Genomic DNA, 15,070 nt, shown 5'->3' on the forward strand with positions numbered 1-15,070 from the left:
GCCATTTCTTTGTCTAATCATTTGACGTGATCCATTATTCTCCCCCCAACCCATACGCTGGTTGTCCTGTTTAGGGATATAAATCAGCTCACCTTGGATGTATTGCTGTAACTCGTTCAGCAAGCTTTGGGGAAGCACCTCTTTTCCGTTTTTGTATTGCATTGACGTCCTCCTCAAAAAAAGTAAGCCTTGCCTGCTCACAGCTTTTTAATTTGTCCATCTCAAACACCCCTTTCTGTTTGGGTGTAAGTTCTACAAAAACGCCTACACACCATTGTTTATTTAATCGTACAATAAAAACTGCTGTCTATCCAGCTAAAAATGAGGCCGCTCCCTGAGCGACCTCACCTGTTTAAGGTTTCTGCCTAGGCAGAAACCACCTCGCTATACTGAATCATTTCAATTCATGCCCCCTTTCAAAGAGTTTGTCGGCCGATACCTATATTAACTCATATTTAAGGTCGCCTTAACAAGGGAAAGAATGATTATAATTGTTTTATCCTCAAGTTGTTAGAGCAAATTCCAGTGCTGATATTGATAGATCTGATTGACTTTATCACAAAGATAGAACCTCTTTATTTTTAGCTACAGTATTCTAACAAAGGTATTTTACTTTGTCAGTTCTACCTTAACTTATTGTCCCCTTTTAAGATGTAAAAAAAGGTTGGCACCCTGACTCAATTTTGATGACCAATCCTATCAGACCTAAGCTTCATCTACCCATACTTGCATTTCATTTGGTCCACGGTTAGCCCAACAGTAATATGGAATAAACGTAAGCTCTGTCTCTTGATAATATCGTTTATCTGTGTAATCGTAGAGTGGTAAATGAGATAGCTGTCTATCACTAATTTTTAGACCTTGGCAAATAATTTTATGCTTAATCAAATGATCATCTTCTTCTATAATCTCTACAGGCTGTGAATCCGTTTTGACAGAAAGCAGCTGTAATGGCTCACTATTATCTTTGCCTTCTAAGCAATAGATAAACGGTCCCTTTTGTAAAGCTACCTTCCCTAAATTATCTCTAATCAGCGGATTGGCATAAACAAACCTTGGTTCGGCTGAGATCGACATCGTTATCAATTCATCCTCACCCCAATTCTTGGTAAAATATGCATAACCTTCTTTAAGTTCCGGTATAATTTCTTTGTCATTTACTTTAAATGATGCATGATGAACCCAATCAGGTATTCTAATAGCAATCGTGTAAGACTTTTTATTATCTCCATGAACTTCAAACTTAAGCTTTTCACTTTCTAGTAAACCAAGTGACTGTTTAATTTTTAAGGTATCCGTATTGTCCTTAACTTCTATTTCACTTTTCACAAATAAATGAATCCAAACTTTATTGTTATCTACATGATAAATGTACTTTTCTAAAGAAGTCAGGAGCCGAGCAATGTTAGGCGGACAGCATGCACAGCCGAACCATCCAGGTCTAGTCACTTTAATATGACTTTTTTGTGGATCACCTTTACTCTTTTTCGGTTCTACCTCTAATGGATTAACATAAAAGAAATGCTTACCATCTAATGCCATCCCTGCCAAGACCGTATTATACAATGCTCTTTCTAAGACATTGGCATACTCTGCATTTGGTTCATTTTTTAGCATACTATGTGCAAAGAAAATTAAGCCAATTGAAGCACAAGTTTCACAGTACATCGTATCATTGGGAAGATCGTAGTCTGTTGTAAAGGCTTCACCATTGACCGTTGAGCCTATTCCACCTGTAATATACATCCGTTTCCTGACAATACTCTTCCATAGCTTCTTACAGGCATCTTGTAACCTTTTATCATACGTTAACCGTGAAACTTCCGCCATTGCTGTGCTGAGATAAACCAATCTTACCGCATGTCCTACCGCATCTTCTTGCTCGATCACGGGCTTGTGAGCCTGATAATATTCAAGGTCAAAATGTTCCATCCCCTCAATGACAGGCTTACTCCCTGGATCGTTTTTCTTTTGCTTTGCAAAAAACGTTGGATCAGTACCGCGTTCGTATAGGAAATACTGACTTAATTCTAAGTACCGTTGATCTTTGGTCACTTGATAAAGCTTGACCAAAGCCAACTCAATTTCTTCATGTCCATCAAAGCCTTGAAGCTTATCCTGATCCACCCCAAATGTATCAAACAAATGATTGGCTAGTTTTTGTGCAATCTTTAAGCATTTGTCTTTTCCAGTTGTTTCATAGTAAGCAACAGCTGCTTCAATATAGTGACCAGCACAATAAAGCTCATGACTTTCTGCAAGCCGTTTATACTTTCGATAGGGTTCATTAATGGTAAAGTAAGTATTTAAATAACCATCCTCTTCTTGAGCCTCTGCTATTAAATCAACAACGCTATCTGCAAGTTGCTCTAAATCAGGATCCGGAAAGTGTCTTAAGGAATATGCCACAGCCTCCAGCCACTTGTAAACATCACTATCTTGGAAAACCATGCCATAGTGTTTTCCAGAGTCATGGCCAGCTGCTATTTTAAAATTTTCAATGGCATGGCTTTTTTCAGTAGGTATGCGATGATCATTTCGTTCCCTTTCGATATTAATATCAATCTGATCATTCAGCACCTTCCATTGATATGGAATCATTTCCGCTTTTATTAGTCTTCTATATTCTACCCAAAAATCATCCTCTATTTTTACTGAAGCTCTCTTGGTATTGGATGGTAGCATGCTAATTCCTCCCTCAGTTATTTCTTTTTAGTATCATCACTAAATGGATGTATTCAACCTGTTTTACTTATTCCTTAACAGCACCTGCTGTTAGACCACTAATAATATGCTTTTGCATAATTAACGATATGATAATAATCGGGAGAGTAGCGATAATGGCTGCTGTGGTCATTTGACCCCAATTTAATGAATGGATCCCCGAGAAATTAGCAATAGCTACAGGAACGGTTTGAGCAGATTGCGTATTCGTGAATACTAAAGCAAACATAAACTCATTCCATGACATCGTGAAGGCTATGATCGATACCGTTATAATACCTGGTAAAGCCAGAGGGATGATGATTTTACCGATCATTTGGAAAAATCCACACCCATCCATAATCGCTACCTCTTCGATTGAAGGATTAATTGTCCGAAAGAAAGACGTCAAAATCCAGACAACTAATGGGGAAAAATAAGCAACATACGGTAATATCAGTGCTAGATAAGTGTCAATTGCTCCGATTCTTGTCAAAAACCCGAACAATGGACTTATGATAAAGATGCCCGGAAAAACCGTAATAAAGAGGACAAGAAGGAACATAACATTTTTAAACTTGAAATCTAGTCGAGCAAAAGCATAAGCTGCTGGTATACCAATTAAAATACAAATAATAGTCGTTATTGTTGAAACAACGAAACTATTCCAAACGTTTTGCGAAAATCCGCCTTCAATTAATACGGCAAGATAGTTATCGAAATTCAAAGCGCTAGGAAATATCTTGGTTTGAAAAATTTCGTTCTCTGTTTTAAAAGAATTTATGAACATCCATAAATATGGGGAGACATTTATTAATACAACTAAAATCAATATGCTCCAAAAGACAATCCTTATTTTTTTCATCTAATCCCTCCAATTCATATCGCTTTATTTTTGTAGATTCAACTAGAATGATCCGCTTCGATAAAGCCCAGCTAGTTTTGGTTATCAAAAGTATCCAAATACTAATTATTATTTGATGGAACTTTCTTCAATCGCATGCAAACGACAGATAAAGTGAAACTTCGTTCAGTGGGGGTTCGATGCCTAGGATGTGCTCGTGCAGACGTTGCGACACGTTGGCGCGAACTTAGTCAGCTTCCTCTCTCCCCCCAGAGAACCTTAGTTGAACCAATCGGGCCGTTACTGGCTGTTGGATCTCCCACGTAAACATGACGTATTCCCTTATTTCTTGAAGCAGGAGGCTTACAAAAGCCCTTCGATGGGGCGAGTAATCGCAGCCCCAGCCAGTTACACTGCGATAAATAAGTCCTGTTTTAATCATGACAAAATGAATGACTCAACTTCCGCCGTTCAAATAGATTATGATTTTCGGTTACGGCTCTTAATTCTGAGCTATAGGCAAGACAGTCATAAATCAACGGATACTACGATCAAGCCTATGACTTGGTCTGCGAAAGTTGAGTTCATCCTTAATTAAAGTTTTTATTCATCCCTTTAACATAGAAGGAAATTAAGATTCCGATCACAATAACTCCTACAACAGCCATAGCTCCTCCCATACCAAAGTTGAGATTTTGAAAGAAGGTATTGTAATTCAACAAGGTAAAGATTTCAGTCGATATCCCAGGGCCACCACCTGTCATTGTATAAACAATATCAATAACGTTGATTGTTTGAAGTGTGGTAAAGATTAACCCTGTGAATATAAACGGTCTAATTAATGGAAAAGTAATGTGAAAATACTTTTGCATCCTGTTTCCACCATCAATATCTGCACTTTCGTATAAATCGTTGGGAATCGTTTGCAATCCACCTAAAATAATTAGCGTTAGTAAGGGAGTTGTTTTCCAAACATTAGTCACAATCACACTAAGCATGGCTAGATTGTTAGAGACAAGCCAAGGAAAACCTTGATCTGATAAGCCTAGACTAACCATCAGGTGGTTAACAATACCAAGATCCGTTTGAAACATAAAGCTCCATGTCTGGGCTGCAACAACAGGGGCAATTGCCCACGGTATCAGGATCGATGCTCTAAAGATTGATCTTCCTCTAAAGGACTGATTGGCAATTTGTGCTGTCACTAGTGCAAGAATTAACATCCCCAGAATACTTCCGACAATATAAACGGCACTGGTTCCTAAAGATGATAGAAAACGATCCTGTTGAAAAAGACTAATATAATTTTCTAAACCTACGAATGTCCTTTGGTCAGGTCGAGTCAATTGATAGGATTGAAAACTATAAAATATCGTATTTGCTAAAGGAATAAAAACAATGGTCACAATCATCGTAAATAAAGGTAATAACAAGACATAAGGTAAATATTTACTTCTCACTTTATCCCCCCTCTTTTCACACTATTAACCTCTTAATTTAACTGTTCAATTTCATTCGCTAGATTATCTAGAGCTTCTTGCGCACTCACTTCACCCAAAAGAGCAGTGTGAATATGAAATTGTGCCATATCAGAAATCTGTGAATACTCGGGATGGATAGGTCGAATGGCTGGATATTGAGCAGCCTCTAAATATTCATTGATATAAGGGTTTGCTTCAACTATCTCTTCATCTTCATATATTGCTAAATTTGTTCCTAATTGACCACCAAGTGAAATCTCCTTTTGTAATTCAAAGCTCGTGAACCACTCAATAACTTCCCAAGCTTCATCTGGATGATCGGTATAAGAAGCGATACCATAATTCCATCCACCTACGGCATTCGCACTTCTTCCACCTTCAAAACTCGGATTATTAGCAATCCAGGTCAAATCCTTCACTGGTGAATCGTCCTGCTGATTTAAACTATAAACATAGCCCCAATTTTGATTAAAAATTGCTTGCCCCTGTGTAAAAGGAATTCTAGCTTCTTCAGGTGTAATGTTTTCAATTGCAGATTGTGAAACCACTTGATAATCAGAAATCATATCCACCATAAACTGCAAAGCTTCTACAGCTTCCGGCTGGTTGATTATGACCTGACCGTTATCATCAAAGAAGTCACCATTATTTGCTTGCAAGAATTCAGTAAAGGAAACGATTAACTGTTCACCCCGACCCCAATGCATCGAAAATCCATTAATATCCTCAAATTCTTGAATAGCATGGATGATTTCAATTGATTCTTGGTAAGTTTCTGGTACTTGATAACCATATTCATTTAATAAGTCTTCTCTATACCACAAAGGATGCATATCATTTAGCCAAGGTACTCCCCAAATGTGATCATCATAGTACATCGCTTCCACTTGACCCTGCAAAAAATTCCCTTGTTTTTCAACAGTAAATCGATCATCAAGTGGCATTAACCAACCTGCTTCAGCAAATTCAGCTACCCAGATCACATCCATATTGACGATATCTAACCTGGATTGAGCTGTTAATTGTGTAACAATTTGCGAATGTGCTTCAGATGCATCGTTCGAAAGTGTAACAAACTCCACTTCAAGGTGCTCATGTTCTTCGTTAAAACGATCTCTCGCTGCACTAACTGCCCCACTCGGGTCATTATCCAATACCGCCATATAAATCGTAACTGTCTCTTCACTAGAGCTGCTGGCTCCCTCGCTTCCACAAGCAGCTAATAATAAAAGTAATACAAATAACATTAAGATCCTTTTCATTCATACAACCTCCTAAATCTTTTTCAGAATAAAATACACCACTCTTGATCCGAAAAGAAAGCGTTTACACAGAACTGTTTTTTAAAAAAGGTGAATAAAACCGACAATCACCCCAAAGATATTTGCATATTTTTGTTTCGGTATAAATCATTATTTTAAGACATGATTATTGGTTGCAACCATTTACAATACAAGTGTAAGGGTTTACACTCATAAAAAAAACAATTAAAATCGTAGTAAAGGTGTCCAAATCCGATTTGGGGAGCGAGGAACAATGTCACCTCTATACCAAATACCTATAAATGAACACTATACTTTCTTTAAAGTTGGCCAATTTATTTGTGATGAAGATTGGCTGCATAAAGAAATGCTTTTAAAATCAGATTGTGAAATTATGGTAGGGTTAAATCATGAGATCCATTTGTTAGTTGATCAACAACCTATCACATTATCAAAAGGAGATGTTTTATTTATTCCTCCAAATGTACCTTTTAAAGGACAGCATCATTCCGTTAAGGGGGCTAGCTTTTTTTGGTTACATTTCTTCCCTAATTCACTTATTCGTTTAATTACAGAGCAGGACTTTGCTAATTATTTGCTCATTAACTTGAATGCTTCTGACGAGAAAAATGGAATTTTACCACAGAAATTTACCCTCCTTTCCTTAGAAAGAGCGGTGATTTTGCTTAAGCAAATTTTAGATATTTCACAATCTTACTACTTCACTTCCCATATGATTGATTGCATGACAAAGGTCATTATTATTGAGCTTTGTCAACAATATCGAGAATCGTTTCTTTCTAAACGGCCTCAACATGAAACAAAACGAATGGAGGATATTTCTAATTGGATTAGGGTGAACATTTATAACCATTTAACGGTAAAAGAGGTAGCCGATCATTTTATGTTAAATCCTGATTATTTAACGCGAATGTTCAAAAAGTTCTTCGGAGTTTCAACCATTCAGTACATTAATTCCATGAAGATTAGCGAGGTAAAGCAATTACTGGTCACAACAGACTACACTTTGATTGAAATAGCAGACCAGCTCAATTTTAATTCTGAAAAATATATGATGAAGCTTTTTAAAAGGCTGGAAGGCGTAACACCTACTCAATATAGAAACTCATTTCCAAAAACATATCTAAATACCCTAAATGTTGACCCTGACATCCCTTCACCGAAAAAGTAAGGTCAAGGTTCGAACCGAACAAAAATATTAGCCAACATTAGAGACAAATAAACGGCCGGCCGAATAGAGAGGTATTATTACTGCAACCTAAAAAAAGATATACTATCATTTACAGGCATAAAAAACAGCTTCAGCCAAGTAAATTATGACTGAAGCTAATCATGTCTCTATAGGAGTTCCGTTTTTTGGTCTACTAAGTTCTACTAACTCCTAGTTTACGTATGACTTAAGGGAGTAATTTAAAGATGTTCGCTTTCTACCGGTACAGGTACGGCTTTAGCTAACTTAGTAAGTGAATCCTGCTAACTAAGCTTAAACCCGTACTGTTCCCGGTTAAATTCTCCGTATCTTCACCTGACCATTTCCTCACTTGTTTACTATATTATAAATGCTTGAATCATGCAGCAATACAAGTGCTAATCAATTATTTCGTCACGATTGATGATTGTTTCAGGTAACGATTCATTTATAGTAAATTCATACGATTCTCATACCTAAGCCTATTACCTCGAGCTTTGCCAGAGTTCAGATTCCGTTAAATGTGGTAACGAACGACTTCATCCTTTTTAGTATTATAATCAATATAGCTGTCGCCTGAACGGAGGTCGACATGTAAGGTACATTCAAACTGATCTTTTTTCCAATTAAGCCTTACTTCTGCTTCACCGGTGTCGATTACGGTAAAATCACCATCAAAAGCCGGATAGCTATTTCTAAACCGAATTAACTTAAGTAGCCGTTGGACAACATCTTTTTCTAAAGCTTCTTCAACATCATCAATAGAAAAGTTTTCACGATTAATCTCACGCCCATCTCCTGTTTCCTTAATTTTCGCTTCATTATTGGTTCCAGCTAAAAGTCCCACGTAGTAAACCTGCGGAATACCAGGCGTGAAAAATTGAATCGCACGAGCTGCTAAATAAAGCTGATCATCTTCATTTAATACTGAGTAATAGGTGCAGCGGATTTGGTGAACATCGAATCCATCTTTGTCTTTATGCTGATCCGATATAATCAAACTCAAGTTCGACCCGCGTTTGACGGTTTCATCAACCAATTCTTTTGCTTCCTTCGTATCAATCAATCCATCTAAGTCAGGCTTAACAGGAATACCATCATGACAATCTAACATCGTAAATTGATTTTCTGGTCGATCTTTAAGATAATCTGTTAAAGCATTTGACTTTTTGGTGATCATTGCTTCTAAAATTCGGTAGGGCAAGATAAAGTCGTAAATCCAAAAGCCATGTTCACTAAGCTTATATTGAATAGAATGATGGGCATGAACTTCAGGTAATAAGGCAATATCAAGTGAATCAGCAAGTGCTTTGATCCAATCTAGAAATTGATAAATATCTGGTTCAACAAAGAAACAGCTTGTTCCTAATTTTTTGATAATATAGCCGACCGCATCCAGTCTTACAATACTGACATTATTTTCTTTAAAATTCTCGAAGAATGTTTTAAATAACTCTTTTACCTTATCTGATTGGACATCCAAATCAATTTGTTCAGAGGGGTCAGTCTTACCAAAAGTCGTCCATACCTGCTCAACTTCTTTCGTTTCGTTAATTTCAAAAGTCGAATAAGGGAGTTTACGTCGTAGAAACATTTTGTCAATATCTTCTTGGTTTGGCTTCCCATCTTTCCAAAGCTTATCTAATGTAATGAAGTAGTCGGCATACTCTGATTGACGGCCTTTATCCAAAAAGTCTTGAAAATATGGCGATTGTCTAGAGATATGGTTTACCATCAAGTCTAGTAATACATCTCTTTTCGCACCAATTTTTTTGATATCAGACCACTCACCAAAGCTCGGTTCAATTTCCAAGTAGTCCAGTGGTGCAAAGCCACGATCGCCTGAAGAAGGAAATGGCGGTAGAATATGAACCCCACCAGTAAACACATCATCAAAGTAACGTTCTAATAAGTAGTTAAGCTGTTTTAAGTCTCCACCTAGCGAATCCGGATACGTAATTAATTGTACTTCATTTTTCAAAGCCATTGTTATCCCCCTATCCTTACTATTTATCTGCGCACTCGAGTAATGTTTTGTAATGCGGCAATTCAACAACTGCACCGGTAAAGTTCAATTTATAAGCGCTTGTTAAAAAGCCAATTTCTAGCGCTTTTTCAACCGTTTCTCCTTGCGTGATACCACAGTAAAAACCAGACCAAAATGCATCTCCAGCCCCTGTGGTATCAACCACCTTTTCTGCTCGCGTATGATAGTATGTCTTTTCTCCATTATCCGAAACAATAGCCCCTTCTTTTCCAAGAGTCATAATCACAAACCGACAACCTAACTGGTGACATTTATCAATTTGGTTCTCTGGCGTATCCGGTCCAAATAAACGCTCTGCGTCATCCTCCGAGGGTTTAATAATATCTACCTGACCAATCATCTCTTTCATGATCGCTCTTCCATCCTCTGAATCATCCCAGAGACTTTGATGATAATTCGGGTCAAAACAAACGAGCGCACCAGCTTCACGCGCTAACATAAGTGCTTGTTTGATAACCTGACGTGATCTTAGGTTTGAAATGGGCCATGATGAAAAATGCACGATTTTTGCTTGTTTGAGCGCTTGACTCAGTTCTTCAGTTAGTTGGATTCGATAATCGGCGCCACGGTAAAAAATCGGAAGCGGTGTCCCTTTGCTTTTATTGACAACTACCATACTTGTTGATTGCTTAACTTGCTGAATAAGGGTCGTATCCATCTTTTGTCTCGTTAAATGTCGTGTTAAAAAATCACCAAACCGATCATCACCGACCGCAGCACAAATTTTTGCTGTTCCACCTAAACGGTTAACATTCATCACAATATTAGCTGGCGATCCACCGAAATAGGCCTGGAATTGATGATTAACATCATCATAGTCCGTTGAAATCATATCAACAAGGATTTCACCAATAGCTAATACATCGATTGTTTTGTCTGGAAATTCTAATATATGATTCGACTGAAGTGTAATCTTCATCGCTATTTCTCACCTCCCTTTGTGATCGTTGCGTTCTAAAATGCTAATAAGCAGCAATATATCGACGCACACTAAAGCATGCGTCGATATCCTTTAATGGCTGCGATCAGTCAAATTATGCCTCCAACTTTTCTTTATCTTCAAAGCCTAAAATTAAAGTCACGACAAAAGGTACAATAATAGCGATAGCCATCATAATCAAACCATTAATTATACTTGAAAAACCACGATCATCAGCTAATGCTAATGAGGTCATAATCGTATTGTTTAATACATAAATTCGCACATAGGTTATACCTGCATATAATCCCGCCGCAGCAGAACCAATTACGGCTGCTAGCATTGGCTTTTTCAATTTTAACGTCACACCATACATCGCAGGTTCAGTAATACCCATTAACGCAGAAATACCCGCTGCTAAACTAATTTGCTTTCTGCCTTTGTTTTTAGATTTCACCGAAACAGCTAGCGATGCTCCCCCCTGTGCTAGGTTAGAACATACTTGTGAAAGTAAAATTAATGAATCATAGCCTGTTAATGCAAAGGTAGACAAGAAGATTGGTGTTAGAGCATGGTGCATACCAGTCATAACAATAAATGGCATAGCTGCTGCTAAAATACCTAATAAAATAAAGCCTAGTTTAGATTCTAATGTTTCAATGCCTAACGCCAATAAGTCACCAGCATAAGCCCCTAATGGACCAATAACAATTAAAGCAATCGGTGCACTAATTAACAGAACTAGTGTCGGATTTAATAATATTTTCAATACTTTAGGTGTTACTCGATCAACGATAGCTTCAATATAAGACATAACCCAAATCATTAAAATGGCTGGAATGACAGAATATGCATAGCTGACCCCTCTTATCGGTAGGCCAATAAACGAGATAGGGTCACCAGTATTTACCCAGTCAATAAAATTCGGGTGCATTAACACACCAACAACGACGACCGCTATTGACGTATTTACTTTAAATTTCCGACTAGCAAAGATTGCTAGTAAGATTGGTAGAAAATAAAAGGTTGCATCACCAATAATACTTAATGTTTGGTAGGTAGGTGAATCAGGCGACATTAGATCAAACGTATCAATCAGTGCCAAAAGCACCTTGATCATACCGGCACCAGTTAGAACAGGGATTAATGGCGTCATTGACCCTGTAATGGCATCAATCACTTTATGAAATACATTATTTTTTTCATGTTTAGACGCTTCTTGATCGTGATCTAATTCTCCAAGTTGGCCAGCTATCGCTTGGTAAACAGCTCCGACCTGATTACCGATGATAACCTGATACTGAGATGGTGTCTTTTTTTGCCCTACCACTACATCGACGTTGTTTAGTTTTTCCTCTTTTACCTTCTCGCTATCTTTTAGTTTAAAACGTAATCGCGTCGCACAGTGCGTTAACTCAGTAATATTTTCTTTTCCACCAACGTATTCAATTATTTGCAAGCTACTATTTTTATAGTTCGTTTTCATTTATCTCGCTCCTCGAAAATTTAATCAAATAAATAATCTCCATTTGACTCAACGACCTTCTGATACCAATAAAAGCTATCCTTTCGATAGCGTTTATAGGTCCCATGTCCCTGGTCATCTGCATCGACGTAGATCAAACCATAACGTTTGCTCATTTTCCCTTCACTTACACTGACTAAATCAATTATTCCCCACATGAGATAACCGATTAGTTCAACCCCATCCTCTTCTACTGCTAATACCATATTTTTTAGGTGTTCTTTTAAATAGTTCACTCGATAATCATCATGGATTCTGCCATCAACGAATTGATCATCATAAGTACCCAGACCGTTCTCCACAATAAATAGTGGCAATTCATAGCGATCATATAATTGATTCAGCGTGATTCTGAGCCCTAACGGATCGACTTGCCATACGCTATTTGAAGCTGGTAAATAGGGATTTTTAACGGTGTCCGGTCCATTTGTTTTGACTTTCTCAACGTCACTATCTTTCGCAACACTACATGCACTTGAATAATAGCTAAATGATAGAAAATCAACGGTATTATTTTTTAATATCTCAAAATCCTCTTGCTCTGTTTGTAAGTGGATTTGATTTTTCTCGAAAAAGGTTGCCAAGAAGTTTGGGTATTTCCCTTTAACTTGAACATCTGAAAAAATCAAATTATATTTATCGCTTTCAAAAGCAGAAAACACATCTTCGGGCTTACAGGTGTACGGGTAGGTTTTGGCCGCAGCCATCATACAGCCAAATTTAAAATTAGAATTAATTTGTCTTCCAATTTGAATCACCTTTGCATTTGCAAGTAATTGGTGATGAGTCGCCTGGTATTTCTTCGCTAACTTATTTTCGTTTTTAGTAAAGGTTAAGCCAGCCCCAATAAATGGAATATGCATAATCATATTCATTTCATTAAAAGGAATCCAATACTGCACATAATCGGAAAACCTTTTCATGACGACCGTTGCATAATTGACATACAGATCAACAACTTTTCGACTAAACCAGCCTCCATATTTTTTAATGAGATAAAGCGGCATATCGAAATGACTAATTGTCACAATCGGTTCAATTTTTTTCTCTTTTAACTTTTTGAAAATGTTCTCATAAAATTGCAATCCACGCTCATTAGGGCTTTCTTCTTCCCCAGTAGGAAAAATCCGTGACCAAGCTACAGAAAGCCTGAAGCTATTCACACCTAATTCTGCTAACAACTCTATATCACTTTCGTAAGTCTCATAAAAGTTGTTTCCGTGTCTCCCCGAATAAAAATGATAAGATTGATTGATGATATTGTCTTGATCAAGATAAACATCATCTAAGCGCTTTGGTTCCATAGGCAATATATCAAAGTTCGTTAAACCACGGCCATCCGCATTAAAATGACCTTCTGTTTGATTTGCAGAAATGGCCCCTCCCCAAAGAAATGAGTCCTTCCATGTCATGACTTTCAACTCCCCCTTGATTCTCAACCTAAGCGATCAATTCCCTATGTATAATGCCATTGAGTGGATCATTATCATTGACTCCAACAATAAGAGCCGTTGGCGACGCTTACAGGTTTATTTAAAAATGCTCTAGTTTATCCTACTGCTCTTTAAAGCTAGCTTTAGAAAAGCTAAAACAATCATAACCCCTATTAATCTTTATGTCAAAGGTTTTCATATATTTTTTCTATCAAATGACCTCGAAATAACAGTGTTTACATCAAAAATACTTTTTTATTTCAATAAATAAACTTATTTTTATGTTAAACGATTGATACATGATATAATGAATAGAATGGATATATAAGCGATTAATTTTAAATAAACGAGGAATGTTAAATGGTAGGAATAAAAGATGTAGCCAAAAAAGCCGGGGTATCCGTGACTACTGTTTCCCGTGTAATGAATAATCGGGGATACATTGGTGAGGAGACTCGTAAAAAGGTTGAAGAAGCGATTAAAGAACTAGATTATTCACCTAATCAAATTGCTCGAGCCTTATTGTCCAATCAGTCCCACTTAATTGGTCTGATTGTTCCAGAAATCAATCATCCTTTTTTTAGCGAGTTAATGCATTGGATCGAATACTATGCAGGTGAAAAAAATTATAAGATTATCATTTGCAACTCGGTTAATGATAAGGAAAAGGAAGCCAGTTATTTGACGATGCTAAAAGAACACCGAGCTGATGGTGTGATCATGTGTAGTCATACGTTAGATACAGAGGTCTATAAAAATTTATCTATGCCCATCGTTTCCTTTGATCGGATTATTTCTGCTGAAATCCCTTATGTGGCAAGCGATAATTACCATGGCGGTGAGCTAGCCGCACACCATTTAATTGAACAGGGCTGCAAAAAGCTCCTGCATATATCCGGACCTTTAAATTATGAAATGCTTTCAAATAGACGAGCTGATGCATTTCAAATAACCTGTACACGACATCAGGTTGAGTGGGACATCTTAGAAGGGGCTCATATCTATGCCACCTTTGAGGATAACTGGCGTTTCATCGAAGAAGAACTAAAGGACCGTTTAACAGATTATGATGGGATATTCTGTAGTAATGATCTCATTGCCTATACGCTCTCAACCTATGCGAATAAAAATGGTATTAACGTGCCTGATCAATTAAAAATCATTGGTTATGATTATCATAGTTTCACCCGATTACTTCAGTCTCCTAAGCTAACAACGATCAAACAGCCAATTGAGCTCTTAGCCAAACAGCTTGTTCGCTCGCTTTTAAAGCAAATTGAACAAAAAGGCCAAGTCGAACAAACGATTTATGATGTGGAATTAATTCAAGGAGAGACAACGTAAACACCATTTTAAGGTTCCGTCCTAATGGTGTTTTTTTATCTAACCATTTATCTTTCCTTTTATTTTTCTCAATTGGACTAGTCTTCGGTGTCCTAATTAGCTCTTTTAGTAAGTTCTGTTAGATGCGCCGTAAAGTGGAACTTTGTTCACTGGGGGTTGCGACAGATGGGATGAAGATAGCTAGTGCAGACGTTGGGTCATGACGTCGCGAACTTAGTCAGCTTCCTCTCTCCCTCACTGAACGTTGGTTAAACCAATCGGGCCGTTACTGGCTGTTCGATCTCCCACTTATATATGACGTG

The 15,070-nt window shown here is 37.4% G+C and carries 11 protein-coding genes; 2 read left to right on the forward strand and 9 right to left on the reverse strand.

From position 1 onward, the window contains the following. The 5 genes from ASE01S_RS16235 to ASE01S_RS12715 all read right to left on the reverse strand — a co-directional run. Positions 1-162 (reverse strand): CD3324 family protein (locus tag ASE01S_RS16235; RefSeq protein ID WP_245630380.1); only part of this gene is annotated, 162 nt, incomplete at its 3' end. 543 nt (positions 163-705) lie between these two features. Beyond that, positions 706-2,685, reverse strand: coding sequence for a glycoside hydrolase family 127 protein (locus ASE01S_RS12695; RefSeq protein ID WP_067843015.1), 1,980 nt, complete (start codon positions 2,683-2,685; stop codon positions 706-708). Positions 2,686-2,752: 67 nt separating this feature from the next. Beyond that, entirely contained in the window at positions 2,753-3,568 is an 816-nt protein-coding gene (locus ASE01S_RS12700) for a carbohydrate ABC transporter permease (protein WP_067843018.1), read from the reverse strand. A 569-nt stretch (positions 3,569-4,137) separates the two neighbouring features. Beyond that, complete coding sequence (locus tag ASE01S_RS12710) at positions 4,138-5,007, reverse strand: carbohydrate ABC transporter permease (RefSeq protein ID WP_067843024.1); 870 nt, start codon at positions 5,005-5,007, stop codon at positions 4,138-4,140. A gap of 32 nt (positions 5,008-5,039) precedes the next feature. Next, positions 5,040-6,290, reverse strand: coding sequence for an ABC transporter substrate-binding protein (locus tag ASE01S_RS12715; protein ID WP_067843027.1), 1,251 nt, complete (start codon positions 6,288-6,290; stop codon positions 5,040-5,042). A gap of 274 nt (positions 6,291-6,564) precedes the next feature. On the opposite strand from ASE01S_RS12715, the gene ASE01S_RS12720 reads away from it, so the two are divergent. Continuing rightward, positions 6,565-7,482, forward strand: a complete 918-nt coding sequence (locus ASE01S_RS12720; RefSeq protein ID WP_067843030.1) for an AraC family transcriptional regulator — start codon at positions 6,565-6,567, stop codon at positions 7,480-7,482. A gap of 535 nt (positions 7,483-8,017) precedes the next feature. On the opposite strand, the gene gtfA is transcribed toward ASE01S_RS12720, so the two are convergent. From gtfA to ASE01S_RS12740, 4 genes are all read right to left on the reverse strand, one after another. Beyond that, positions 8,018-9,487 (reverse strand): sucrose phosphorylase, encoded by a 1,470-nt coding sequence (gene gtfA, locus ASE01S_RS12725; protein ID WP_067843033.1) that lies wholly within the window; start codon positions 9,485-9,487, stop codon positions 8,018-8,020. A 19-nt stretch (positions 9,488-9,506) separates the two neighbouring features. Further along, positions 9,507-10,466 (reverse strand): carbohydrate kinase family protein, encoded by a 960-nt coding sequence (locus ASE01S_RS12730; RefSeq protein ID WP_067843036.1) that lies wholly within the window; start codon positions 10,464-10,466, stop codon positions 9,507-9,509. A gap of 115 nt (positions 10,467-10,581) precedes the next feature. Then, complete coding sequence (locus ASE01S_RS12735; protein WP_067843039.1) at positions 10,582-11,952, reverse strand: PTS transporter subunit EIIC; 1,371 nt, start codon at positions 11,950-11,952, stop codon at positions 10,582-10,584. A 20-nt stretch (positions 11,953-11,972) separates the two neighbouring features. Then, the gene (locus ASE01S_RS12740) at positions 11,973-13,403 is read right to left on the reverse strand and encodes a glycoside hydrolase family 1 protein (protein WP_067843043.1); all 1,431 of its coding nucleotides are present in this window, start codon (positions 13,401-13,403) and stop codon (positions 11,973-11,975) included. A 381-nt stretch (positions 13,404-13,784) separates the two neighbouring features. Between ASE01S_RS12740 and ASE01S_RS12745 the strand changes: the two genes are divergently transcribed. Then, positions 13,785-14,768: a LacI family DNA-binding transcriptional regulator gene (locus ASE01S_RS12745; protein ID WP_067843046.1), complete on the forward strand. Its 984-nt coding sequence runs from the start codon at positions 13,785-13,787 to the stop codon at positions 14,766-14,768. Positions 14,769-15,070 lie beyond the last annotated feature (302 nt).

This window comes from Amphibacillus sediminis NBRC 103570, assembly GCF_001552275.1.
In the GTDB taxonomy this organism is placed as follows: Bacteria; Bacillota; Bacilli; order Bacillales; family Amphibacillaceae; genus Amphibacillus_B; species Amphibacillus_B sediminis.